At 71.0% G+C, this 24827-nt stretch carries 20 protein-coding genes; 7 read left to right on the top strand and 13 right to left on the bottom strand.

Annotation, left to right across the window (positions count from 1 at the left end; all coding sequences use genetic code 11):
• Positions 1 to 103: 103 nt before the first annotated feature.
• Together H4W81_RS37700 and H4W81_RS37695 are read right to left on the bottom strand one after the other, a co-directional pair.
• Positions 104 to 1024 carry an SPFH domain-containing protein gene (locus tag H4W81_RS37700; RefSeq protein WP_192779164.1) on the bottom strand — a complete coding sequence of 307 codons (921 nt, stop codon included), beginning with the start codon at positions 1022 to 1024 and terminating at the stop codon, positions 104 to 106.
• Between the two features lie 76 nt (positions 1025 to 1100).
• Positions 1101 to 1889, bottom strand: coding sequence for an ABC transporter ATP-binding protein (locus H4W81_RS37695; RefSeq protein ID WP_192779163.1), 789 nt, complete (start codon positions 1887 to 1889; stop codon positions 1101 to 1103).
• 66 nt (positions 1890 to 1955) lie between these two features.
• Here H4W81_RS37695 and H4W81_RS37690 point away from each other — a divergent pair, with 66 nt between their 5' ends.
• Complete coding sequence (locus H4W81_RS37690; protein WP_192779162.1) at positions 1956 to 2666, top strand: hypothetical protein; 711 nt, start codon at positions 1956 to 1958, stop codon at positions 2664 to 2666.
• A gap of 104 nt (positions 2667 to 2770) precedes the next feature.
• Here the strand turns inward: H4W81_RS37690 and H4W81_RS37685 are convergent, their stop codons facing one another.
• On the bottom strand, positions 2771 to 5503 hold the full coding sequence (locus tag H4W81_RS37685; protein WP_192779161.1) for a protein kinase domain-containing protein: 2733 nt from the start codon (positions 5501 to 5503) through the stop codon (positions 2771 to 2773).
• Positions 5504 to 5674: 171 nt separating this feature from the next.
• On the opposite strand from H4W81_RS37685, the gene H4W81_RS37680 reads away from it, so the two are divergent.
• On the top strand, positions 5675 to 6349 hold the full coding sequence (locus H4W81_RS37680) for a hypothetical protein (RefSeq protein ID WP_192779160.1): 675 nt from the start codon (positions 5675 to 5677) through the stop codon (positions 6347 to 6349).
• A gap of 221 nt (positions 6350 to 6570) precedes the next feature.
• On the opposite strand, the gene H4W81_RS37675 is transcribed toward H4W81_RS37680, so the two are convergent.
• Both H4W81_RS37675 and H4W81_RS37670 read right to left on the bottom strand, forming a co-directional pair.
• Positions 6571 to 7176, bottom strand: coding sequence for a response regulator transcription factor (locus H4W81_RS37675; RefSeq protein ID WP_318782267.1), 606 nt, complete (start codon positions 7174 to 7176; stop codon positions 6571 to 6573).
• Positions 7173 to 8288, bottom strand: a complete 1116-nt coding sequence (locus H4W81_RS37670) for a GAF domain-containing sensor histidine kinase (RefSeq protein ID WP_318782266.1) — start codon at positions 8286 to 8288, stop codon at positions 7173 to 7175. The genes H4W81_RS37675 and H4W81_RS37670 overlap by 4 nt, the downstream gene beginning before the upstream one ends.
• Positions 8289 to 8381: 93 nt before the next feature.
• On the opposite strand from H4W81_RS37670, the gene H4W81_RS37665 reads away from it, so the two are divergent.
• From H4W81_RS37665 to H4W81_RS37655, 3 genes are all read left to right on the top strand, one after another.
• Positions 8382 to 9038, top strand: a complete 657-nt coding sequence (locus H4W81_RS37665) for an SDR family NAD(P)-dependent oxidoreductase (protein WP_192779159.1) — start codon at positions 8382 to 8384, stop codon at positions 9036 to 9038.
• Entirely contained in the window at positions 9035 to 10111 is a 1077-nt protein-coding gene (locus H4W81_RS37660) for an S-adenosylmethionine:tRNA ribosyltransferase-isomerase (protein ID WP_225958987.1), read from the top strand. The genes H4W81_RS37665 and H4W81_RS37660 overlap by 4 nt, the downstream gene beginning before the upstream one ends.
• Before the next feature lie 118 nt (positions 10112 to 10229).
• Positions 10230 to 10775, top strand: coding sequence for a DUF11 domain-containing protein (locus tag H4W81_RS37655; protein ID WP_192779158.1), 546 nt, complete (start codon positions 10230 to 10232; stop codon positions 10773 to 10775).
• Between the two features lie 67 nt (positions 10776 to 10842).
• Here H4W81_RS37655 and H4W81_RS37650 read toward each other — a convergent pair whose 3' ends face one another.
• Both H4W81_RS37650 and H4W81_RS37645 read right to left on the bottom strand, forming a co-directional pair.
• Positions 10843 to 11718, bottom strand: coding sequence for a lysophospholipid acyltransferase family protein (locus tag H4W81_RS37650; RefSeq protein ID WP_192779157.1), 876 nt, complete (start codon positions 11716 to 11718; stop codon positions 10843 to 10845).
• Positions 11715 to 12401 (bottom strand): GNAT family N-acetyltransferase, encoded by a 687-nt coding sequence (locus tag H4W81_RS37645; protein WP_225958986.1) that lies wholly within the window; start codon positions 12399 to 12401, stop codon positions 11715 to 11717. Before H4W81_RS37645 ends, H4W81_RS37650 begins: the two co-directional genes overlap by 4 nt.
• A gap of 103 nt (positions 12402 to 12504) precedes the next feature.
• Here H4W81_RS37645 and serB point away from each other — a divergent pair, with 103 nt between their 5' ends.
• Positions 12505 to 13719, top strand: coding sequence for a phosphoserine phosphatase SerB (gene serB / locus H4W81_RS37640; RefSeq protein WP_318782528.1), 1215 nt, complete (start codon positions 12505 to 12507; stop codon positions 13717 to 13719).
• On the opposite strand, the gene H4W81_RS37635 is transcribed toward serB, so the two are convergent.
• The 5 genes from H4W81_RS37635 to H4W81_RS37615 form a co-directional block, all read right to left on the bottom strand.
• Positions 13709 to 15736: an FUSC family protein gene (locus tag H4W81_RS37635; RefSeq protein ID WP_192779154.1), complete on the bottom strand. Its 2028-nt coding sequence runs from the start codon at positions 15734 to 15736 to the stop codon at positions 13709 to 13711. The two genes, serB and H4W81_RS37635, sit on opposite strands and share 11 nt — an antisense overlap.
• A gap of 23 nt (positions 15737 to 15759) precedes the next feature.
• Entirely contained in the window at positions 15760 to 16227 is a 468-nt protein-coding gene (locus H4W81_RS37630) for a SixA phosphatase family protein (protein ID WP_225958985.1), read from the bottom strand.
• Between the two features lie 473 nt (positions 16228 to 16700).
• Entirely contained in the window at positions 16701 to 19010 is a 2310-nt protein-coding gene (locus tag H4W81_RS37625) for a sodium-translocating pyrophosphatase (RefSeq protein ID WP_192779153.1), read from the bottom strand.
• 448 nt (positions 19011 to 19458) lie between these two features.
• Complete coding sequence (locus tag H4W81_RS37620) at positions 19459 to 19887, bottom strand: ATP-binding protein (protein ID WP_192779152.1); 429 nt, start codon at positions 19885 to 19887, stop codon at positions 19459 to 19461.
• A 2-nt stretch (positions 19888 to 19889) separates the two neighbouring features.
• Positions 19890 to 20240, bottom strand: coding sequence for an STAS domain-containing protein (locus H4W81_RS37615; RefSeq protein WP_183652283.1), 351 nt, complete (start codon positions 20238 to 20240; stop codon positions 19890 to 19892).
• Positions 20241 to 20638: 398 nt separating this feature from the next.
• Between H4W81_RS37615 and H4W81_RS37610 the strand changes: the two genes are divergently transcribed.
• Positions 20639 to 23023 (top strand): DEAD/DEAH box helicase, encoded by a 2385-nt coding sequence (locus tag H4W81_RS37610; protein ID WP_420538731.1) that lies wholly within the window; start codon positions 20639 to 20641, stop codon positions 23021 to 23023.
• 118 nt (positions 23024 to 23141) lie between these two features.
• On the opposite strand, the gene H4W81_RS37605 is transcribed toward H4W81_RS37610, so the two are convergent.
• Positions 23142 to 24773, bottom strand: coding sequence for a fibronectin type III domain-containing protein (locus tag H4W81_RS37605; protein ID WP_192779150.1), 1632 nt, complete (start codon positions 24771 to 24773; stop codon positions 23142 to 23144).
• Between the last annotated feature and the right edge of the window lie 54 nt (positions 24774 to 24827).

Genomic DNA, 24827 nt, shown 5'->3' with positions numbered 1-24827 from the left:
GGGAACGCGGAGGTGGGGGGCGAGCTGAGGTTCCCTCGAGAATCCGAATGCGGGATAACGGGCTGGGGTGTCTCGGGGGATCCCGAGGGGTGCGGGCTGGAGGTCAGTCTTCCTTGTCCTTGGGGGTGCCGAACAGGCCGCCGAGGTTCTCCAGGACCTTGCCCATCTCCGAAGGCACGATCCACACCTTGTTCGCGTCGCCCTTGGCGATCTCGGGCAGCATCTGGAGGTACTGGTAGGCCAGCAGCCGCTGGCTGGGGTTGCCCTCGTGGATGGCCTTGAACACCATCCCGATCGCGTCGGCCTGCCCCTTGGCGCGCATGGCCGCCGCCTCAGCCTCGGCCTGGGCGCGCAGCACCGCCGCCTCCGCCTCGCCGCGCGCCTTCAGCACCGCCGCCGTCTTCTCTCCCTCGGCGGTCAGAATGGCCGCCTGCTTCTGCCCTTCGGCCGTGAGCACGGCGGCCCGCTTGTCACGGTCGGCCCGCATCTGCTTCTCCATCGAGTCCTGGATCGACGCGGGCGGGTCGATGGCCTTCAGCTCGACGCGGTTGACCCTGATCCCCCACTTGCCCGTGGCGTCGTCCAGCACCCCGCGCAGCTCGGTGTTGATCTCCTCGCGCGAGGTCAGCGTGCGCTCGAGGTCCATCCCGCCCACCACGTTGCGCAGCGTCGTCACCGTCAGCTGCTCGACACCGACGAGGAAGTTGGCGATCTCGTACGTGGCCGCCTTGGGGTTGGTCACCTGGAAGTAGATGACGGTGTCGATGGACACCACGAGGTTGTCCGAGGTGATGACCGGCTGCGGGGGGAACGACACGACCTGCTCGCGCAGGTCGATCATCTGCTTGATGCGGTCGATGAACGGCACGACGAGGTTGAGGCCGGGATCGAGGGTGCGGTGGTAGCGCCCGAGCCGTTCGATGATCGCCGCTGTTGCCTGGGGAATGATCCGGATGGTCCGTGCCAGGGCGAAGCCCACCACAGCGACCACGACGATGGCGACGATCAACTGTTCGGTGCCCATGGCAACACTCCGCGAGTCGTAAGGTCCCCGACCACGAAGATGATATTTGGTTTTCCCTTTTGAGAGCCGTCAAATGCTATTGAGGCCTGGCGTACCAACGTCCCTGACCGTTGCGCTCCAGGACCAGCGGCACCCCGAACGTGCGCGAGAGGTTGTCCGCCGTCATCACGTGCTCGATCGGACCCTGGGCCACCACCGAGCCGTGACGCATCAGCAGCGCGTGGGTGAAGCCGTTCGGGACCTCCTCCACGTGGTGCGTGACCAGCACCATGGTGGGCGAGCGATGGTCGTAGGCGAGCGTCGAGAGCCGCCGCACCAGGTCTTCGCGCCCGCCCATGTCGAGGCCCGCCGCGGGCTCGTCGAGCAGGAGCAGCTCGGGATCGGGCATGAGCGCCCTGGCGATCTGCACGCGCTTGCGCTCGCCCTCGGACAGGGTGCCGAAGCGCCGCCTGATCAGGTGGGCGACGCCCATCATGTCGATCAGCTCGACGGCCCTGGTGACGTCGTGGGAGTCGTACTCCTCGGTCCAGCGACCCAGGATCGCGTAGGACGCGGTCAGCACCAGGTCGATGACCTTCTCGTCCTGCGGCACCCGCTCCGCCAGAGCCGAGCTCGCCAGGCCGATGCGCGGACGCAGGTCGAACACGTCGGTCTGGCCGATCCGTTCGCCCAGCACCTCGACGGCGCCCTCGCTGGGGAACAGCAACGTGGCGGCGACCTGCAGCAGCGTCGTCTTTCCCGCGCCGTTGGGGCCGATCACGACCCAGCGCTCGTCCTCGTTGACCGCCCAGTCGATGCCGCGTATCAGGGCCGCCCCGTCACGCCGTACTCCGACGTCCTGGAGCCGCAGCACCTGACCACCCATCGCTGATCCCTCCCTATGGAACGCTCGGGACAAACCTATTGCAGGGCGAGCGCATATCGTGGACCGGTGCGCGCTGAATCGCCTATCTCACCGCCGCTTGTCGCGTGGGGCAACGCCTGGCTGTCGGGTCATGTCGGCCTGGACGAGGCCATCGACCAGGTCGAGAAGCTGTCGGGCCCGGCGGTGGTGGGATCACTGCCGCTGCGAAGGTACCTGGCCGAACTCAGGGTCGACGGGCTCGGCGAGTTGCGCCTCGCGCTGCCCGCTCCAGGGGATCCGCTCGGCCTGTCGGGGCCGCCCGCGTTCAACGCGGCCGCGGTGGAGGCGGGCGAGGCGGTGATCGCGGTGCTCGGTGACCGGGCGCTCGGGCTGGTGCCCTCGCCCGACCTGCGGGGGTCGTCGTACTCGGGGGTGCTGCTCGCCGTACACGAGTCGGGGCCGCCGAGGGCGGACCTGCCGTCGCTGGCGGAGGCCGAGCGCGAGCTGACCGCGTCGATGCGGGCGGCCACCGAGGCGCTGGCCGAGGTGAGCGGGCCGCCGCAGGGACATCCCGGACGGCTGGACCGCGTGAACAGCGCGCTCGCGCCCGGCTATCCGCCGCGCGCGCACCGGGTGTCGGCGCTGGCGTCCAGGCTGTCGGCGGCGCTCCTCGTCGCCGACGACCGCGGCCTCACCGCGACGCAGATCGCCACCAGGTCGGTCGCCCTGCGCGCCCTCGACTCCGCGGTCCGCCGCGCGCTCGTCTCCGCCCACCACGCCATCTTCGAACCGCTCTAGCCGTACGGCAGGCCCGCCCCGGCCCCACCCCCGTCACCGGCCGGCCTCCCTCCAGGGAGACGCTCCTCCAGCGCGCGTGGCCGGGCGCCGTGACGCGGCACGCGTCACGGCCCAGGTGTGCCGAAGCGCCAGATCCTGATGCGCTTGTCCTTGCCCGCCGACACCACCGCCGGTGCCTTCCCCACCGTGGCGACGGCGACCGAGTACACCCCTCCGGTGTGGGCCTTGATCTTGCCGCCGAGGGCCTTGGTCGTCTGGGGGTCCCACAGGCGGATCGTGCCGTCCGTGCTCCCCGAGGCCAGCACCGCCTTCCCGTCGACCGAGCCGAACGACAGCGAGTAGACGTTGCTCGTATGCCCGGACATCGCCTTGCCGACCGAGCGCCCCGTCTTCGGGTCCCAGAGGCGGATCTTCTCGTCCTTGCCGCCCGACGCCACCACGGCCTTGCCGTCGACCTGCCCGACCGCGACCGAGAACACCGCCTTGCTGTGGCCCTTGTACGTCTTGCCGTACGCCTTGCGCTTGGCCAGGTCCCACACCCGCAACGTCTCGTCCTCGCTGGCCGAGACCACCACGGGACGGTCGCCGACGCGCCCGACGCTCAGCCAGTTGATGTCCTTGCCGTGCGCCTTGACCGAGCCGAGTTGCCTGCGCTTCTTGAGGTCCCAGAAGCGCAGCATGCCGTCGCCGTCGCCGGTCACAGCGACGTACTTGCCGCCCGCCTTGCCGACGGCGACGGCGAAGACCGCGATCGGGTGCCTGCCGAGGACCGTGCCCTTGCGGGTCTTGAGGTTCCACAGGCGCACGGTGTGGTCGTAGCCGCCGGTCACGGCCATCGGCGTGCTGCCGACGGTGACGCAGGCGACCGCGTAGACGTCGTTGTCGTGGCCGCGCAGCTTGGCGACCGTGGAGCGCTTGGCCGGATCCCAGATCCGCACCACGCCGTCCTGCCCGCCGGACACGAACCGCTGGCTGCCGCTGATCTTGATCGCGGACATCGACTGGACGGCCTCGCTGTGGCCGGCCAGCGACTTGCCGTCCTGCTCGCCGAGGACGGGAGGCACGCGCACCTGGGGCGGCGCGGTGGGCGTGCCCGTGGGAACCGGTGACACGCTCGGCGACGGCGATCCCGAGGGGGTGACGGACGCCGGCGGCGAAGGGGTGGCCGAAGGCGAGGTCGAGGTGGTGTCGCCCGCGAGCGTGGTCCGCGTGGGGTCCTGCCGGCCCTCGAAGGCCCTCGGGGCGAAGACCAGCACCCCAGCCGCCAGGGCAAGCGCGAGTGCCAGCGCGCCGCCGACCATGCCGGCCCTGCGCCGCCTCGCCCTGTCCTCGGCCCGCTTCTCCTCGGGTCTGGTCTCCCTGAAGAAGGCGTCGTTGTCATTGTCGTTGTCGCGCGACGCCCTCGGAGGAGGGTAGGCGCCGAGCGGATACTGCCCGGCGTACGGCTGGCCGGGGTTCGCGTCGCCCCCCGCCGCCTGCTGCGGCTTGGCCTGCGAGGGAACGGCCTGTGGGGGAACGGCCTGTGGTGGGGGCGGCACCGGGGACGACGGCTGCTGCGGCGGCACGTGGACCTGCGGCGGCCGGTACGGCTGCGCGGGGGTCTGCGGCGGGATGTAGGCGTTGGCGGGCAGCCCGGAGGGGCTCACCCATCCGCTCGGATGCGACTCCGAGGGGCTCGCCCAGCCCCCGGGATTCGAGTGGTTGGGATTCGGCTGCCCGGGGTTCGAGTGCCCGGGATTCGGCTGCCCGGGATTCGGCTGCCCGGGATGCGACCGTCCGGCGCCGGGCTGACCGGGGTTCGGCTGGCCGGGGTTCGGCTGGCCGGGGTTCGGCCCGGAGTTCGGCTGGCCGGGGTGGGACGGCGCCGGATTCGGCGAGGAGGGCTTTGCCCGGTGGTTCCGGCCGGCGTCGTCGGGGTTCGCCCAGCCGTCCGGCAGCGAGTCGAGGACGCCGGGGGGCCGCTCGTCGACCGACGCCACCTGCGAGCCCGTGCTCATCGCCACCTCGGCGTCCAGCTCGGCCACCGCGCCCTGGTTCTCCAGCAGCGAGAACAGCGCCTCGGCCGCCGAGGGCCGCTCCTCCGCCCGCTTGCTCAGGCAGACCTGCACCAGCGGCCGCAGGCTGTCGGGGAAGGCCGACAGGTCGGGCTCGTCGTTGATGACCCGGTAGATGACCGCGGGCAGGCTGTCCTGCCCGAACGCGGGCGCGCCCGTGGCCGCGAACGTCATCGTCAGCGCCCAGCTGAACATGTCGCTCGCGGGGCCGACCCGCTCGCCCGAGATCTGCTCGGGCGACATGTAGGCGGGTGTGCCCACCACTCCGCTGCTGAGCGTCATCGACGAGTCCAGCGCCCTGGCGATGCCGAAGTCGATCACGCGGGGGCCGTCGGGGCCCAGCAGCACGTTGCTCGGCTTGAAGTCGCGGTGCACGATGCCGGCGCGGTGGATGGCGGCCAGAGCGGTGACCGTGCCCACGGCCAGCCGGTAGAGGGCCCCGCCCGACCGGGGGCCGTCGGTCTGCACCACGCGCTGGAGCGAGACCCCCTCGACCAGCTCACTGACGATGTACGGCAGATCGCCGTCCATGTTGGCGCCGATCACCTGCGCGGTGCAGAACTGCGCGACCCGCCGCGCGGCCGCCACCTCGCGCATGAAGCGCTCGGCGTCGATGCCCGGACGGTCCAGCCTGGTGTTGAGCAGCTTGATCGCGACCAGTTCCCCGTCAGGGCCCTGGGCCTTGTAGACGACTCCCTGCGCGCCTTTGCCCAGCCGTCCGAGCAACCGGTACTGGCCCAGCTCAGCCGGGTCTCCGGGCTGTAACGGGTGCTTGTCCGGCACCTGCAGCCTCCCCCTCGTGCGTTTCCCCCGTCGCAAGAGTGACCGGCGTGGCGCAGGGTACGCAAGCAACGCCATATCACGATAGATCATCACTCTTTGCGGAATCTTTACCCTAGGCAATAATCGTCTAGAGAATGGGGGATTTCCAGTTCCGTTAGGGGGAGCCGCACCATGCGCCGACAGTTCGGCATGTTCTTGGGCCTTGGCCTGATCGCACCACTGGCCCCGCTGGCCGCCGCCGCGCCGGCCGTTGCGGCAGTCGCACCGGCGACGTCCAGCCCCGTGGTGGCCGTCGCGAAGAAGGACCCGTTCTCGAAGTTCACCGTGAGCGTCAAGTACACGAAGGCCACCAAGCGCGGCGGCAAGATCACGTATTACATCAAGGCGAAGAACCGCGGGCCGTACGACGCCGACTACTTCGGGATCGGCGGCTTCGTGCCCAAGGGCGTCGTGCCGACGCTGAAGTGGGGCGGGCCCAAGGGCACCAAGTGCGTCTGGCAGGGCCAGGTCTTCCTGTGCATGCCCCGGTACCAGGTGCCGGTCGGCGGCACGACGTGGCTGAACTTCCAGCTGACGCTCAAGAAGAACACCAAGGGCCTGGCCAAGGCCAAGCTCGGCGTGGTCGCGTACGACCTGCCGACCGGCGCGGAGAACCTCGACCAGGAGGAGCTCGCCCGCCTCGGGCTCAAGGGCCACCTGTTCATGAAGAACACGACGACGAAGATCGTCTGGCCGCAGAAGCGCAGGACGGGCAGCACCTACACGCCCCCGCCGCCGCCTCCGCAGCCCAAGTGGAACCCGCCGTCCAACACCTACGTCGAGCGGAACGAGAAGAAGGACACCTGATCCACCCCGCCTGACGCCTCAGCCCCGCCCCACCCGGTGCGGGGCTGAGGCCTTTCCAGGGGGTATCTCCCCCGACCTCCCAGTGCGTGGCTGAGGTCTTTTCGGGGGACGTCGTCTCTCCAGGTGTTCTCCGGACACCTTCGGCACGGCCGCGCGGGTGAGACGACGTTCTCCGGAGCCTCTGAGCCCGGCCATGCGGGTGGGGTTCGGTCGGAAACTGGTCAGCCGAGGCCGTGGCGGACGGCGTAGAGGGCGGCCTGCGTGCGGTCCTGGACGCCCAGCTTCATCAGCACGTTCGACACGTGGGTCTTCACGGTCTTCTCCGCCACGGTGAGATCCCTGGCGATCTCCTTGTTCGACCGTCCCGCCGCGATCAGCCGCAGCACCTCCCGCTCCCGCTCCGTCAGCGGCACCGGTGGGGCCTCGGCGGTCAGCATCGCCGAGGCCGCCTCAGGAGCCAGCAGGACCTGCCCGCCGTGCACCGCCCGCACCGCCTGGACCAGCGCGTTCGGGTCGACGTCCTTGTAGAGGAAGCCCGCCGCCCCCGCGCGCATCGCCGGACCCACGTCCGACCTGTCGCTCACCGAGGTCAGCACCAGCACCCTGGTCGCCGAGCCGCCCAGCCGCTCCAGGGCGCCGAGTCCGTCGAGCACCGGCATCTTGAGGTCGAGCAGCAGCACGTCGGGACGGAGCGTCTCCACCAGCGCGACCGCCTCCGCGCCGTCCGCCGCCTCGCCGACGACCGTGATGTCGTCCTGCAGGTCGAGGAAGGTCCGCAGGCCCTGCCGGACGACCGGATGATCGTCGGCGATCAGCACCTGGATCACACGCCCACCTCCATGCGCACCGTCGTGCCCTTGCCCGGCTCCGAGGAGACGGTCACCGCGCCGGCGACCGCCTCCGCGCGGTCGCTCATCGACACCAGCCCGAGCCCGCGCAACTGTTCTGTGTCGTCGAATCCGACGCCTTCGTCGCTCACCACGAGCACCAGCTTGCCCGACGCGTGCGTCAGCCGTACGAGAACGCGGTCGGCGCCGGAGTGGCGCAGCGCGTTGTGCAGCGCCTCCTGCGCGACGCGCAGGACGGCGACCTCCACCTCGGAGGGGACGTCTGGCAGCTCGCCGCCCTCGAAGACCAGCTCGCACGGCTGGAGCCGGTCGAGCAGCCGCACGTGCTTGCGGAGCGTCTCGGCCAGTCCGTGCCGGTCGAGCTCGGCCGGCCGCAGCTCCACGATCACCGCCCTGAGCTCGGCCAGCGCCTCTCCCGCCAGGCGCTGGACACGGTCGAGCTCGACGGCGGCCCGTGCCGGGTCCACCTGTAGCAGCGAGTTGGCCGCCTGCGCGGTCAGCCGCAGCGAGAACAGCTTCTGGGTGACCGCGTCGTGCAGCTCCCGGGCCATCCTGTTGCGCTCCTCGAGCATGGCCAGCTCGCGCCCTCGCTCGTAGAGGCGGGCGTTGGTCAGCGCGAGCGCGGCGTGCGCGGCGAACATCGTCAGCAGCTTCTCGTCCTCTTCGGTGAAGCCGCCCGGCACCTTCTTGTTGGCCAGGAAGATGATGCCGAGGACCTGATCGCCGTCGAGGATGGGCACGCCGAGGAAGTCGTGCATGACGGGGTGCGCCTTCGGCCAGTACTCGAAGCGGGGGTCCTTCGGCAGGTCGGGCAGGCGGACGGGGACCCCCTCGCGCAGCATCGCGCCGAGCATGCCATGCTGGCGGGGCAGCGGTCCGATGGCGTCCCACTGCTTGTCGGTGATGCCCTCGGCGACGAACTCGGCGAACGAGCCGTCCTCGTCGGGCACGCCGAGCGCCGCGTACCTGGCGTTGAGCAGTTGCTGCGCCGAGCGGACGATGACCTGCAGCACCTCGCGCACCGACAGGTGACGGGTGACGGCCAGGACGGCCGAACTCACCGCGCGCAGGATGTCGGATTCGGGGCTCACGAGCCTCAGCCTACGGTCCTAGGCCGAAGTGCCCACCAAAGCCTCGGTCCGCGGCCCGATGCCGGGAAGGCCCGCGCTTCCTACCGTCGAGTCATGACGAACACCGCACTGATCACCGGCGCCTCCCGCGGGCTGGGCCTGGCACTGGCCCGATCGCTGTCCGACACGGGCTGGGACCTCGTCCTGACCGCCCGGGGTGCCGACGAGCTGGAGAAGGCCGCGGCCGAGCTCGGCGCCACGGCCATCGCGGGCGACGTGGCCGACCCCGCGCACCGGTCCAGGCTCGCGCGCGCGGTGCCCGAGCTGGACCTGCTGGTCAACAACGCCAGCGACCTGGGCGCCACCCCGCTCCCTCGGCTGGCCGACTATCCACTCGACGCCTTCGCCGCACTTCTCCAGACCAACGTGACCGCCCCTCTAGGGCTGACGCAGGAGACGCTGCCCGCGCTGCGCCGCCGCCGCGGGGCGGTGGTCAACGTCACCTCGGACGCCGCCACGGGCGCCTACGAGGGCTGGGGAGGGTACGGCGCGACCAAGGCGGCGCTGGAGCAGCTGTCGAACGTGCTGGCCGCCGAGGAGCCCGACGTGGCGGTCTGGTGGGTGGATCCGGGCGAGATGAACACCCGCATGCTCGCCGACGCCGTGGGCGCCGCCGAGGCCGCCGACGCGACCGATCCCGCCACCGTCGCCGCGGCCCTGCACGACCTCATCAGAAGCCGCCCCGCCAGCGGCCGGGTGAGCCTGCAATGACCACCATGGACACCGAGCGCAGGAGCTCGCGACGAGAGAGCGACGCAGGAGCCAACGAGGAGCGAGCGGGCGCGACCATGAGCACAGATTTCGTGCTGCCGGAGGCTCTCTCGGCGCACGAGCCGCCCGAGGCCAGGGGCGTGGCTCGCGACGCCGTGCGGCTGCTGGTCTCCGACGCGGAGGGCGACTCCCACCGCACCTTCGCCGACCTGCCCTCGCTGCTGTCCCCGGGTGACCTGCTCGTGGTCAACAACTCCGCCACCCTGCCCGCCGCCGTCCGGCTCGACCGGCTGTTCGTCCACTTCTCCACCGCGCGCGAGGACGGCACCTGGCTGGTGGAGCTGCGCCGTCCCACGCTGGAGCCGTACGCGGGCGGCGACGATGGGGAGTGGCTGCCGCTGCCCGGGCGCGCCACGCTGCGGCTCCTGTCGAGGGAGACGCCCCGCCTCTGGCGGGCCTCGCTCGACCGCGACGTCGAGAGCTATCTGATGAAGTACGGCGTGCCGATCCGCTACTCGTACGTCGATCGCGACTGGCCGCTGGCCGACTACCAGACGGTGTTCGCCACGGTGCGGGGCAGCGCCGAGATGCCCAGCGCGGGACGGCCCTTCACCCCCGAGCTGGTGACCGAGCTGGTCTCGCGCGGTGTCAGGATCGCGCCGATCACGCTGCACACCGGGGTCGCCTCCCCCGAGAAGGACGAGCCGCCCTACGCCGAGCGCTTCGCCGTTCCCGAGACCACCGCGCGCCTGGTCAACCTCACGCGTTCGGAGGGTGGCAGGGTGATCGCCTCGGGGACGACGGTCGTCCGCGCGCTGGAGACGGCGGCGGACGCCGACGGCCAGGTGCGCGCCGCCTCGGGCTGGACCACGCACATCGTGACGCCCGCCGCCGGCGTGAAGGCGGTCACCGGGCTCATCACCGGACTGCACGAGCCCCGCTCCAGCCATCTGATGATGCTCACGGCCATCGCGGGCGAGAAAACAGTGGCCAGGTCCTACGACGCGGCGCTGCGCGAGGGATACCTCTGGCACGAATTCGGCGACTCACAGCTGATCGTTCCCATAAGGTAGATCTTTCCTGGTCAACCGTGATAAAAAGCTGCGGTCTTAAAACGGGGGCTCATCACTTCTTGGGCATCCTCGCTCCCCTTCTTCAACGGAGACGTGAATGCGCCGCATCGCTTCTTTCATGCTCGCTGCCCCGGTGGCGGGCGCCCTGGTCTTCAGCGCGGCCCCGGTGTCGGCCGCGCCCGTCGCACCGGCCGCCGCGGCGGTCGTGAAGAGCGCCGAAGACCCTTTCTCCGTCTTTGACGTCAAGCTCACCGCCACCAAGAAGGCCAAGGCCGGCGGCAAGGTGCGTTACACGATCACGGCGGTCAACACCGGTCCCCACGAGGCCACCGCGGGCACCTGGTTCGTGGGCGGGCAGTTCCCCAAGGGCATCGACCTGAAGAAGGTCACCTACCGCACCAGCGTCGAAGGCACCCAGTGCGAGCTGATCAGGCGTGACCTGTTCTGTCTCCTGCCCGCCACGGTGAAGAAGGGCGAGTCGGTCGCCATGGTCTTCGATGCGCGGCTGACCAAGAGCGCCAAGGGCACGCAGAAGGCCATCCTCGGCGTGGCGTCCTACAACGTCCAGACCGGGATGGAGAACCTCAGCAAGGAGGAGCTCGACAGGCTCGGCGTCCCCGGCTTCGGCTACGTCAAGCAGGCGTCCACCAAGGTCGTCCGCTAACCGCGCGCTCTGCTGACGCCCGCTCTCGCCGCGACGGGAGCGGGCTTCTCGCTGTCCCGGCCCTCGTTCACACGGAGCCCGCCAGGGCGGGGCGGAGTGCGGGAAGACGACCAGTGGCGGAGGCGACGGCGGCCTCGGCCAGGTCGGCGAGCTCCCTGCGTCCCGAGGCGGTGACCGGCGGCAGCACGGTGACCTCGACCACCAGCCGCCGCACCGCGATCACCCTGAGCAGGGAGGCGGCGAGCGTGTCGTCCCCGACGTACGCGGGCGCGGTCGTGCGGGGTCCCGAGGACTCCCTGTAGGCGAGGGCGACGGGGGTGACCGGCACGCCCGCGTCCAGCGCGGCCTGGAACACGGCGGGCTTGAAGGTCCCGCTGCCGCGTCCGCACCAGGTCGTCCCCTCGGGGAAGGCGGCGACGCTCTCCCCCGACCGCAGGACGTCGGCGATGCGCGCCACCGCGCCGGGCAGCCCGAGGAGCGAGTCGCGGGCGATGGGAAGGGCGCCGGATCCGTTGGCCAGGCCGCCGACGACGGGCCACGAGCCGACCTCGCTCTTGGCGACCAGCCTGCACGGCATCGTGGCGGCGACCACGAGCGGGTCGAGCCAGGAGATGTGGTTGGCGACGACGAGCCGCGCCTCCGGCCCTGACGCGACCGGATCAGGCGCGACCGACGAGGCGGGGTCGGCCGCGCCCGCGAAGAACGCGAAGCCCTGCCGTACCTCGATCCTGACCCCCAGCGCTCTGAGCAGCGCCCTCGACCACAGCATCGTGACGCGCCGCCGCGCCGTACGCGGGGCCAGGCGGGCCGCGGGCAGGCCGACCAGCACGACCAGGACGGCGGCCAGGGCGCGCAGAGCCCTGCGGAGCGGGCCGGCCGCGCGCATGGGCACGTCCACGCATCTGGCGGTGGTGCAGGGCGACGAGGGGAACCACGGGCTCATGCGGGAGCCCCGAGGAAGTGACGCAGGTAACGCCGGTCCACCTGGGCCATCGACAGCAGCACGAGGAAGTCGGCGCAGCCGAAGGCCGCGTCGTGCGCGGGCTCGCCGCAGATCCACGCGCCCAGCCTGAGATAGCCGCGCAGCAGCGGCGGCATCACGAAGGCGGCGGACCCGGCCGGCTCCACGTCCACCCACGGGGTCAGCGGCTTGACGCGGTACTCCTCGGGGCCGAACGGCACCCGCTCCACGACGTGCGCGGCGTCCGCCAGGGGCACCGAGCAGCAGCCGACGAGCCAGCCGTGTCCGCCCTCGCTCATGTAGCGGGCGATGCCCGCCCACATGAGCCCGATGACCGCGCCCCTGCGGTGGTCGGGATGCACGCACGACCTGCCCACCTCGACGAGGTCGGAGCGGAGGGGATCGAGCGCGGAGGCGTCGAACTCGGTGTCCGAGTAGAGCCGGTCTCTGCGTCCAGGGGGCAGCAACCGGTAGGTGCCGACCACCTCGTCGCCCGCGCGGACGAGCAGGTGGTCGCAGTAGGCGTCGAAGGAGTCGGCGTCGAGTCCGGTGACGGGCGAGTCGAGCCGCGCGCCGAGCTCCTCGGCGAACACGCGGTAGCGCAGGCGCTGGGCGGCCTGCAGATCGGCGGGCGTGCGGGCCAGTCCCACGGTGTAGCGGTGCATGGTCCTATGAAGGCAGCCCATGATGGCCACACGCCCAAGGTCAGTCGTCCGAATGGTGAACCTCGACGCCGACCATGGTGCGAGTGCCAGTAGCGTGACCGATGTGGACCAGCGCACGCTCCTGATCACTCTTACCGGGCCTGACCGCCCTGGCGTCACCTCGCGGCTTTTCTCCGTCATGGCGTCGTTTCCCGTGACCGTGGCCGACATCGAGCAGGTCGTCATCCGCGGCCGGCTCACGCTCGGCGTCCTCGTCGCCTACTCCGGAGGCCCGTCCACGGGCACCGGCGGCACGATCGGCGCCCTGTGGACGGCCGTCGAGCGGGTGGCGGAGGACCTCGGCATGGAGGTCGACCTCGCCACCGGCTCCATGACCAAGGAGAAGCGCCGCCGCGGCCGCCTGTCGGTGAGCGTGCTCGGCACCGCCCTGTCCCCTGCCGCGATCGGCGGCATCGCCGGCCGCATCGCCGCGGCAGGCGCGAACATCGACCGCATCGACCGCATCGCGCAGTGGCCGGTGACCTGCATCGAGCTGTCCGTCTCCGGCGCCGACCCCGACGCGCTCCGGGTGGAGCTGGCCGCCGAGGCCGCCGCCCAGCAGGTCGACGTGGCCGTGCAGCGCACCGGGCTGTCCCGCAGGGCCAAGCGCCTGATCGTCATGGACGTCGACTCCACGCTCATCCAGGGCGAGGTCATCGAGCTGCTCGCGGCCCACGCGGGCTGTCTCGACGAGGTGGCCAAGGTCACGGAGGAGGCCATGCGCGGCGAGCTCGACTTCGCCGAGTCGCTGCGCCGCAGGGTCAGGCTGCTGGAGGGGCTGCCGCAGGAGATCTTCGCGAAGGTCCGCGAGGAGGTCGTCCTCACCCCCGGCGCCCGCACGCTGGTGCGCACGCTCAAGCGCCTCGACTACAAGTTCGCGATCGTCAGCGGCGGCTTCACCCAGATCACCGACGCCCTGGTGGCGGATCTCGGCATCGACTACTCGGCGGCCAACACCCTGGAGGTCGTCGACGGCAAGCTGACCGGCCGGGTCGTCGGCGAGATCGTCGACCGTGCGGGCAAGGCCCGGGCGCTGGAGCGGTTCGCCAGGCAGTCGGGGGTGCCCATCAGCCAGACCGTCGCCATCGGCGACGGCGCCAACGACCTCGACATGATCGCCGCCGCGGGCCTGGGCGTGGCCTTCAACGCCAAACCCGTCGTACGGCAGGCCGCCGACACCGCCGTCAACACCCCCTACCTCGACTCGATCCTCTACCTGCTCGGCATCTCCCGCGACGAGATCGAGGCCGCCGACGCCGAGGACTCCGTCATCTCGTGACGTCGCCCGTCAGGCGCAGCGCGTCGGCGGTCAGCGTGCGCAGCGCGGGATGCGCGGCGACCGCGTGCCGCAGCTCGCGCCTGACCGAGGTCGTCTCGCCGCCTTCGGCCTCCTCGACGAGCGTGTCGACGCGGCCGGCCATCTCGGCCAGGCCCGCGTCGAGCTCGTCGGCCTCCGGCGGCGCCTTGCCCTCCCTGAGCGCCTCGGCCGCCGCCTCCATCCGGTCGGCCACTGCGTCGAGGATCGCCACGGTCGCGTCCGTCCCCTCCGGCGCCCCACGCATGACGGCCGCCAGCAGGATCGTGTCGTCGCGCAGCCTGCGGGCGTCAGTGACCGCCTGCCTGAGCTCCTCGGGCGCCTGACCTCCGGGCTCCTTCTCCAGCCTGTCGAGCGAGTCGGACAGCTTCTCCCCGGCCTGTCCGGCCGCCTCCGTGCGGTCGGGCAGCGTGTCGAGGTCGCGATCCACCAGCGTCCGCACCATGCGCGCGTGCTCGCGCAGCAGGTCGACGACCAGATCGCAGACCTTTCCCGCCTCGCCCCTCGGCCACAGCAGCCGCGCGGCCACCACCGCGAGCACGCCGCCCGCCACCGTGAACGCCACCCTGGTGCCCGCCGCGTTCCAGTTCAGCTGAATGGAGAAGTCCATGAGCATGAGCACGAGCGGCGTGGCGAAGGTGGACCAGTAGGCGTAGCTGACCTCGCGCAGCGCGAACCCGAGCGTCGCGAAGATCCACACGACCACCACCAGCGTGGCCCGCCCTGGCACCGCGGCCAGCAGGAGCGCGGCCACGGTGGAGCCGAGGACGGTGCCCGCCACCCTGAGCAGCACCCTGTCCAGGGTGTCGCCGTACGTGGGACGCAGGACGATGAACACCGTGAAGACCATCCACCTGCCGAAGTGGTCGTGCACGTCGACCAGGAGCGCCATCGAGACCGCCACCGCGATGCCGACCCGCGCCGCGTGGGCGGAGTCGCCCTGGAACGAGGGCGCCCGCCAGGTGAGCTGCGGCAGCCTGGCGGGCACCCGCACGCCTTCTGAGGAGCGCAGCGCGACCGACCGCACCGCGACCGCGATCCTGTCCATGCACCTGCGCACCTGGCCGAGCAGGGCGAGCTGCACCGGCGAGGCCGTGTCGCGCACGGCGGCCACGCGCTCGGCGAAGTCGGCCACCGCGGCCAGCGCGCCGGGCACCGCGACGACGCTCTCCTGCCTGGCCGACTCGCGCAGCGCCGTGGACAGCTTGCCGACCGCCTCGTCCAGCCCCTGCGGCTCGGTGCCCGCCTCGATCGCGTGCGCGCGCAGAGAGCGCAGGGCGACGCTCTCGTGGAAGATCCTGGCCAGCGAGGCGGCGTACCTGTCGGGCGAGCGGTCACCGTCCTCCGAGCTGTTGAAGGCGGCGATGGCGGTGGTCGCCGCGTCCAGCGCCCGTGACCCGTCCTCGCGCAGCTCCGCCCACTCCTCATCGGGTACGGCGAGGCCGTCCAGCATGTCGGCCATGGCCGCGGCGGCCTCCGACAGCGCCTTCTTGAGCGGGTCGAGCCGGCGAAACGGCCAGAGGGCCAGGGCCAGCGCGCAGAACAGCACCCCGCCGAGCCCCATCTGCAGCGGGGGCCAGAGTCCGGGCGGCAGCCCCGCGTAGAACCCCGAGACCACGGCCAGCACCGGCGGCGTGCCGATCTGCTTCCACTGCGCGCCCATGGCCGCGACCAGCCCGATGCCCGCCACCGCGCCCCACGGGCTGAGCGACAGCACCGCGCCGACCCAGAAGCCGATCGCCAGGAGCGGGACCGTGCGGAGCAGCGTCTTGGCCCGCTCGCCGTACGGCTGGCCGTAGGTGTCGCCGAACGCCGTGAAGTAGGCGCCGAGCGCGACGATCGCGCCCACGTGGGGGGCGCCCGCCAGCGCGCCCATCCCGAGGGGGAGCGCGACGGCGGTGCCGCACAGCACGCCGTAGGACCACGGAGGTCTGGCCGGCAGCGAGAAGCCTTCACGCAGCGCGACGAAAGCCCCCCGCATCCGAAGCCCTCCCGCTCGAGCTCCTACCCCTCTTTGGGATCCCAGTGCGTGACCAGGCGTCCCTCCCCTGGCCACAGGTCTACCCAGGGGGCGTCGAGCTCCACCACCGCGAACGCGCCCGGCCGGAAGGTGAACTCGCCGCCGACCAGGCTGAGCGCCATCTCGTGGACTCCCGGGTTGTGCCCGCACAGCACGAGCGTCTCGACGTCGGGGTCGAGCCTGCGGATCAGCTCGTAGAGGTCTTCGGGATAGGCCTCGTAGATGTCGCGCTCGTAGCTGGTCTCCACGGTGGGGAAGGCCAGCTCCGCCGTCCTCGTGGTGCGTCGCGCGGGCGAGCACAGGACCAGCTCGGGGACGAGCCCCAGCGCCTTGATCTCCTCACCCACGCGGACGGCGTCGCGCTCACCCCTGCCGGTGAGAGGGCGCTCCCTGTCGGCGAGGCCGGGAACCTGGGCGGCTTTGGCGTGCCGCAGCACGATCAGTGTGCGCATCGCTCAGCCTCCGTTCGACGCCCAGATGGCCAGACCGGCGATCAGCGCGAGGATCCCCACCATGGCCACCAAGATGATCACCAGCGTCTTGGCGCCGGAGTTCCGAGGCTGCTCTCCCATGCGGTCCAGTCTCCCATCAGGACCCACCGGGGTCTTTCACGGGCGACGTTTCAGGGGGATCCGAAGTCCCTCTTTCACGGGCGACGTTAGGAGGGAGCCGAAGCCCCGCTCTTTCACGGGCGACGTTTCGGCGGGACCCCAAGTCCCTCTTTCACGAGCGACGTTTCGGAGGGAGCCGAAGTCCCGCTGGAGTACGCGTGCTGGACAGACGGCCAGCGGTGACCACGGTGGCCTCCAGAGTGCTTGCCGTCCTTCCAGAAAAACGGACCTCCCGAGAACGCACGGGCGTGCGGACGGCCCGCGCCGGGGTGGCGCGGGCCGTCACTTGCTTGCTGGAGAACCCCTGACCAAGGTCAGGGTGCGACCGGCGCGTGCTCCCTGTCCTCGGCGGGCGTGATGCTCACCGAGCGACGCTTGGAGATGACGATCGCGACGACCACGACGCTCACCGCGACCACGGTGATGCCGATGCGCAGCGGGGCGTTGCTCGCGTACACCACCACGGCGGGCGCGATGAGCAGCGCGACCAGGTTCATCACCTTGATCAGCGGGTTGATGGCCGGGCCCGCGGTGTCCTTGAACGGGTCGCCCACCGTGTCGCCGATGACCGTGGCGGCGTGGGCCTCGGAGCCCTTGCCGCCGTGGTGACCGTCCTCGACCAGCTTCTTGGCGTTGTCCCAGGCGCCGCCGGAGTTGGCCAGGAAGACCGCCATCAGCGTGCCGCAGGCGATCGCGCCCGCCAGGAAGGCGCCCAGCGGCGCGTATCCCAGGGCGAAACCGACCGCGATCGGCGTCATGACCGCGAGCAGACCTGGAGTGGCCAGCTCACGCAGCGAGTCGCGGGTGCAGATGTCGACCACGCGGCCGTACTCGGGCTTGACGGTGCCGTCCATGATGCCCGGGTTCTTGCGGAACTGGTCGCGCACTTCGAACACCACGCGCATCGCCGCCCTGCCGACCGCCATGATCGCCAGACCGGAGAACAGGAACACCACCGCGGCGCCGATGATCAGTCCGACGAGCACGTTCGGCTGGTCGACGCCCAGGTTGAAGGTGCTGAACGCGCCGAGCGCGTCCTTCACCGACTGGCTGGCCGCCACCAGCTCGGCCTCGACCGCGGTGCGGAAGGCGCCGAACAGCGCGGTCGCCGCCAGCACCGCCGTGGCGATCGCGATGCCCTTGGTGATGGCCTTGGTGGTGTTGCCGACCGCGTCGAGGCTCGTGAGCACCCTGGCGCCCTCGCCGTCGACGTCGCCCGACATCTCCGCGATGCCCTGCGCGTTGTCGGAGACGGGACCGAAGGTGTCCATGGAGACGATGACACCGACGGTGGTCAGCAGGCCGGTGCCCGCCAGCGCGACCGCGAACAGCGCGATCGTCACGTTCCCGAAGCCGAGCAGGAACGCGCCGTAGACCGCGCCACCGATGATCAGCGCCGAGTAGACCGCCGACTCGAGGCCGACGCTGATGCCGGCCAGGATGACCGTGGCGGGACCGGTGAGCGAGCTCTCGCCGATCTCCTTCACCGGGCGCCTGGTGGTCTCGGTGAAGTAGCCGGTGAGGATCTGGATCGCGCTGGCCAGCACCAGGCCGATCAGCACCGCGCCGATCGCGACGATCCGCGGGTTGGCGTCGGACTGCACGACCGCGCCTGACAGCTCGCCGAAGGTGGCGGGCAGGTACCAGAAGGCCGCGCCCGCCACCAGGACCGCGGAGATCGCGGCCGAGATGAAGAAGCTGCGGTTGATGGCCGCCATGCCGTTGCGGTCCTTGTCGCGCAGGCCGGTGATGAAGATGCCGATGATGGCGGTGAGGACACCGATCATGGGAACGATGAGCGGGAAGATGAGCCCCTGCTCGCCGAAGGCGACCTTGCCCAGGATGAGGCTGGCCACCAGCATGACCGCGTAGGACTCGAACAGGTCGGCCGCCATGCCCGCGCAGTCGCCGACGTTGTCGCCCACGTTGTCGGCAATGGTGGCCGGGTTGCGCGGATCGTCCTCGGGGATGCCCTGCTCGACCTTGCCGACCAGGTCGGCGCCGACGTCGGCGGCCTTGGTGAAGATGCCGCCGCCGACTCGCATGAACATCGCCAGCAGCGCCGCGCCGAAGCCGAAGCCCTCGAGCACGCCCGGCGCGTCGCCCTGGTAGAGCAGGACGACGACCGCCGCGCCCAGCAGGCCGAGACCGACGGTGAACATGCCCGCCACGCCGCCGGTGCGGAAGGCGATGCGCATCGCCTTCTTCTCACCTGACGTGCGGGCCGCGGCGGCCACGCGGACGTTGCCGCGGACGGCGAGCCACATGCCCATGAAGCCGGTCAGCGCGGAGAATCCCGCGCCGACCACGAAGAAGAGGGAACGGCCGATCTTCACGTCGGTCGTTCCCGGAAGGAACCAGAGCACGATGGGAATCAGGACCACGAAGATCGCGAGAGTCCTGAACTGACGGGTGAGATACGCCGCCGCGCCTTCCTGTACGGCGCGCGCGATGTTCTGCATGCGTTCGGTGCCCTGGTCGGCTGCCAGGACCTCGCGCACGAGACCACCGGCCACGGCCAGCGCGATGAGGGCCACGGCCGCGACCACGACCACGATGGTGAGATTGCTTCCGCTCAGGGACAGCGCAGAGGCTGGCTCGGCGGCCAGATAGAGCCTAGACATCCGTTCTCCTCGGCAAGACGGGTACGTCCTGCCCGGACGGCGCTGTGATATTCGGCGGGCGGTGCCAGCGGCGTCCGGGTTATGGGCTGCCGCTTCCGGTTGAGTCCCGCTGTTGTGCCGGATCACCTTGGCCGGTGCCGGGAGTCTACGCAGGGGTTCCGCGGATATGAAGGCTCTTGGGGTGGGCAATTATCGGCGTGTCCACTAAGTCCCTGACAGTGGGCCGATTTGGTATTGACAGGGAAGTATTTCCCGTTAGTTACGGCTGCTGCTTGCGCCGTTTTATTGCTGGACCGAAACTGCGGAACGATCCCATGCGCGGGCGCGTGACGGCGCCCGGCCCCGCGCGCTGGAGGAGCGTCTCCCTGGAGGGACGCCGGCCCAGCGCATCGGGTGGGGCCGGGTGTGCTTGCCGTACGGGAAGGTGGGGTTGACCCGCGGAGAGCGGCTAGATGACGTGGCCGTTGGGAGCGGCCGGCCAGCTCATGCGGATGCGCATGCCCTTGGGGCTGGGGAAGACCTCGACGTCGTCGGCCAGGCCCGCGATCACCGCGATGCCGAAGCCGGACATGAAGGAGTCGGACAGCGCCCCGAGATCGAGGGGCTGCTCCTGTTTGATCTCGTCACTCGGTGCCTGGTCGCTGACCGTGACCTCGAACCGACCCGAGTCGTCCTTGAGCTCGATGCGGATCGGCTCCCCCGGGCAGTGGGCGCGATGCGCCTCGACCGCCCGGGAGCAGGCCTCACCGACTGCGAGCCTGACCTCGTCCAGGAGCGACTCCTCCACGCCGGTACGGCGCGCGATCGCCGTGGCGACCAGCCGCGCCGTGCGCACGTGCGCGGGAAGTGCGCTGAACGTCAGCTCGACGGTAGCCATGACTACTTGTCTCGGCCGTGAGCTTCCTTGGCCTCGTCGACCGAAGCGTAGATCCCGAAGACCTTGGTCAGACCGGTGATCCGGAAGATCTTCAGGATGCGCTCCTGCGTGCACACCAGCTCGAGTGAGCCGTCGTGCGCGCGGACCCTCTTGAGCCCGCCGACCAGCACGCCCAGACCGGTCGAGTCGAGGAAGTCGACCTTCTCCATGTTGACGAGAAGGTGGTAGCTACCCTTGTTGACCAGGTCGATCAGAAGCTCACGCAACCTAGGCGCGGTGTAGACATCGATCTCACCCTCGACCTCAACGATGGTGAGTCGATCGTCCTGGTGGTGATCCAACTTCAGATCCACAGATCCTCCAGCGCCTCGCCTGCGAAAGTACCCTTGCGGGCCTGGCAGTCTGGAACTGCCCGACCCCGACGCGCGGCATTCAACCACGGTCGCTGCTTGTGTCTATACGAAATCACGATTCCCGGCCACTTTGCCCATGGATGGCAGACTGGAAACCAGTGAGTTCCTCCGCTTCCTCCCCACACCGAGTCGGTCCACTCCTCCAGCACCTGCTCGGCGTTCCCGCACGCCATGAGCGCGTCACCCACGTGGAGCATGTTCCCGCACGTCAAGCGGGTCAAGTGCGTTGGCCGGACTGGGTAAGTGAGCTTCTGGTTACGCGCTTGGCGAACCAAGGGATCGCCGGACTGTGGTCGCACCAATACGAAGCGGCAGAGCTGGCCAGACGTGGCCGAAACGTGATCATTTCCACAGGCACGGCGTCGGGCAAGTCGCTGGCCTACCTCGTCCCGGCCGTCACCGCCGCCCTCGAAGGCGGCACCGTCCTCTACCTCACGCCGACCAAGGCGCTGGCGGCCGACCAGCTGCGCGGGCTGCGCGAGCTGCGCATCACCCAGCTGCGGGCGGCCACCTTCGACGGCGACACGCCCTTCGAGGAGCGCGCCTGGGTGCGCCAGAACGCCAACTACGTCCTGACCAACCCCGACATGCTGCACCGCGCCCTGCTCCCCCAGCACGCCCGCTGGTCGTCGTTCTTCAGGAGGCTGCGGATCGTCGTCGTGGACGAGTGCCACGGCTACCGCGGGGTCTTCGGCTCCCACGTCGCCCAGATCCTGCGCCGGCTGCGCCGGGTCTGCTCGCGGTACGGCGCGGCGCCGGTGTTCGTCCTCGCTTCGGCGACGGCCAGCGAGCCGGGGGCGTTCGGCACGCGGTTGACCGGGCTTGAAATGGACGAGGTGACCTCGGACGCCTCTCCGAAGGGTTCAACCACCTTCGCGCTCTGGGAGCCTCCCCTCACCGATCTGCGGGGCGAGGGCGGGGCTCCTGTGCGGCGGACGGTTACGGCGGAGACGGCGGATCTGCTGGCGGACCTCGTGCTGGCGGAGGTGCGAACCCTCGCCTTCGTCCGGTCCAGGCGCGGGGCGGAGACGGTGGCGCTGACAGCACGCGCCCGACTGGAGGACGCCGCCTTCGGCCTCCCGCGCCACTTCCCTCCCCTCGGCCCCGCCCAGTCCCCTTCGGAGACCGCCCCAGGCCCTTGGCGGCCCACGGCCACCACCCCACCGAAAACCCCAGCCCAAGGCCAACTGACGGCTTCCCCGGAGACGCCCGTCCCCGCTCTTCCGGAGACGCCCGCCCTCCCGGAACCCCTCGCGCCCTCGGAGACGCCCGCCCTCCACGAACCCGCGGTTTCCTCGGAGACCCCCGTCGCGCTCCACGAAAGCCCGGCCGCCCCTGCCGAGATCCTCGATCCCCACGGTCCCCGAGGGTCCGTCGCCCTGGCCGATCTCCCCAGCAAGGTGGCCGCCTACCGGGCCGGGTACCTCTCCGAGGACCGCAGGAGCCTGGAGAAGGCGCTCCGTAGCGGCGACCTGCTCGGCCTGGCCACCACCAACGCCCTCGAGCTCGGCGTCGACGTCTCGGGCCTCGACGCCGTCCTCATCGCGGGATGGCCCGGCACCAGGGCCTCCCTCTGGCAGCAGGCGGGCAGGGCGGGCCGTTCGGGGAAGGACGCCCTCGCCGTCCTCGTCGCCCGCGACGACCCCCTCGACACCTACCTCGTCCACCATCCCGAGGCCCTGTTCGGTCGTCCGGTGGAGGCGATCGTGCTCGACCCCGACAATCCGTACGTCCTCGGCCCCCACCTGTGCGCGGCCGCCGCCGAGATCCCCCTCGGCGACGACGACCTGTCCCTCTTCGGCCCGACCGCCCAGGCGCTCGCCGACGACCTCGTCGAGCAGGGGATGCTGCGCCGCCGTCCCACCGGATACTTCTGGACCCGCCGCGAGCGCGCCACCGACCTGGCCGACATCCGCGGCTCGGGCGGGGCGCCCGTCCAGGTGGTCGAGTCGGCCACGGGACGCCTGCTCGGCACCGTCGACGAGCCCTCCGCGCACACCACCGTCCACACCGGCGCCGTCTACCTGCACCAGGGCGAGACCTTCCTCGTCGAGTTGCTCGACCTGGAGGCGGGCGTCGCCCTCGTCTCCGCCGCCGAGCCCGACTACAGCACGTTCGCCAGGGATGTCACGGAGATCTCCGTGCTGTCCTCGATCCGTTCCCACCAGCTGGGTACGGCGTGCCTCACGTTCGGCGAGGTCGAGGTCACCCGCCAGGTCGTCTCCTACCTCAAACGACGCGTCCAGACCGGCGAGATGCTCGGCGACGAGCCCCTCGACCTGCCGCCGCGCACGCTGCGCACCCGCGCCGTCTGGTGGACGCTTCCTCCCTCGGAGGTGGCCCCGCTGGCCGAGGACGGCATCGACCTGGGCGGGGCCGCGCACGCCGCCGAGCACGCCGCCATCGGCCTGCTCCCGCTGTTCGCCACCTGCGACCGCTGGGACATCGGCGGCGTCTCCACCGAGCTCCACGCCGACACGGGACTGCTGACGGTCTTCGTCTACGACGGGCACGAGGGCGGCGCCGGGTTCGCCGAACGCGGCTACGCGCGCGCGATCGACTGGCTCACCGCCACAAGGGAGGCCATCGCGTCCTGCGAGTGCGAGCGGGGGTGCCCTTCGTGCATCCAGTCGCCCAAGTGCGGCAACGGCAACGAGCCGCTCGACAAGGCAGGCGCCATCCGCCTCCTGGACACCCTCCTCGCCCCTGTCCGCGTCGCCTGACAATCGCGCGAGCGCTTGAGGAACCGGCCGACTCCGACCATTCGGACGCCACCCTCGGGGAGGACCTCGGCCGTTGCATGAAGACCAGGTCGTCGGCGACGGGTCCCGAAGAGGGGTGTCAGCTCTCGCCGCCCAGGTGGCGCCGTCCCACGTAGGCGGCCTCGTCGTCGTCCGAGGCCCAGAAGTCGCCCGCGCCCGGCTGCGGCCGCTCCCAGAACCCGCTGTCCTCCATGGAACGCGGCGCGGGTGGCAGATAGTCGTCCCAGCGGTCCTCGATCCTGACCGCCGCGGGCCGTACGGGCGCGGGGTCGAGGTCGGGCGCCACGGTCGTCACGGCCGAGCTGGGCAGCGCGAGCCTGATCGGCTCCGGCCGTACGGGAGGTTCGGCGGCCTCCTGCGCGCTCATGTACATCGGCAGGCGCACCCCGGCCGCCTCCGGGGCGGCCTGCTCGGGCACGTGCGGCTGCTGCGCGGACGGCGGCTTGGGCTTGCGCGTCTTGGCCACGGCCAGCACGACCGCGGGACGGCGTGGCGCGGTGGCCGTGGGCGGGATGCTGTCGCCCGGCTGCGGCGCTTCGGGTGCGGGAGGCGCGCTGGGGCCCGCCGTACCGCCGCCCGCCGTCGCGAGCGCGCGCCTGCGGGCCCATGCCCCGCCGTGCGCGGCGAGCAGCAGGAGGAGGAGGCCGCCCGCGACATAGATGCCGTACTGCCCGATGTTCCCGATCGGCGATTCGGACGACTGCGCCTTGACACTTGTGTCGACGGCCTCAGCCGCATCGTCCTTGTCGGACTTTTCGGACCGGTCGGTTTGGTCGCCACCCGAGGGCACGAGCTCGTCGTCGGTCTTGACCCCCGTGTCGGTACCGGGCTTGGCCTTGGGCAGCCGGTACTCGCCGTTCCCGTCCGTCGCCGACTCGGGGAGCGCCGGCAGCCTGCCCACGTTCTTCGGCGTGGTCTGCTGCGGCTTGACCGTCGGGGTGACCCGCTTCTTCGGCGGGATCGACGGCAGCGGCTCCACCTTCTTCGGCTGGTTGGCGGCGGTCTGTCCCTGTGGCTGCTTGGTCTGCGCCGCCTTGGGCTGCGTGGCGGCGGGAGGCGGGGCGGGCACCGTCACGGAGGCGACGCTCGAGTTGCCCGAGCCGAGCATCCCGCCCTCGCCATCGCTCCTGAACGCCTTGACCGTGAAGCCGACCTGCTGCCCCGCGGCCTTGCCCGGTACGGCGAGCGTCGCCTTGCAGGATCCGCCCGAGCAGGCGCTACCCGCCGACACCTGGCCGACCGAGCCGGACTGGCTCGTGGAGATCTCGTACGACTGCAGATCGGGCTCCGACCCCTTGCTCCAGGTCACCACGATCTTGTCGCCGCCCTGCATCGCGGCCGACACGCCCGAAGGCGGCTCCGCGGGGACCGCCTGCCGCAGCGTCGAGGTGCTCTCGTCCCACTTCGAGCCGAGAAGCTTGCCCTTCTGGACCAGCCGTACCTGGTAGCTGCCGTTGGCGTGCTCGGCCGGGTTCCACGTGTAGGTGACGCGCTGGTTGCCCTTCGCGACCTCGGCGCCGTCGATGTAGAGGATGGCGTCGAACGCGAGGTCGACCGTCCCCTGAATCGTGACCGGCGCGTTGGTGGTCACCCGTGCGGGCATGTCGATGTCCGCTCGCGCATGCGCCGGGGTCGCCACGCCGAACACCGCGACCCCGATCACGATCGGCATCACCACGCCTGCGGCCATCAGCCTGCGAACTGCCGTCACGACGCTTCCCCTTCATCGAGAGCCTCGCACCGCCCGACCCCTCGCCCCCGACGA

Source organism: Nonomuraea africana (assembly GCF_014873535.1).
Taxonomy (GTDB): domain Bacteria; phylum Actinomycetota; class Actinomycetes; order Streptosporangiales; family Streptosporangiaceae; genus Nonomuraea; species Nonomuraea africana.
This window is presented reverse-complemented; position numbering and strand designations above follow the sequence as displayed.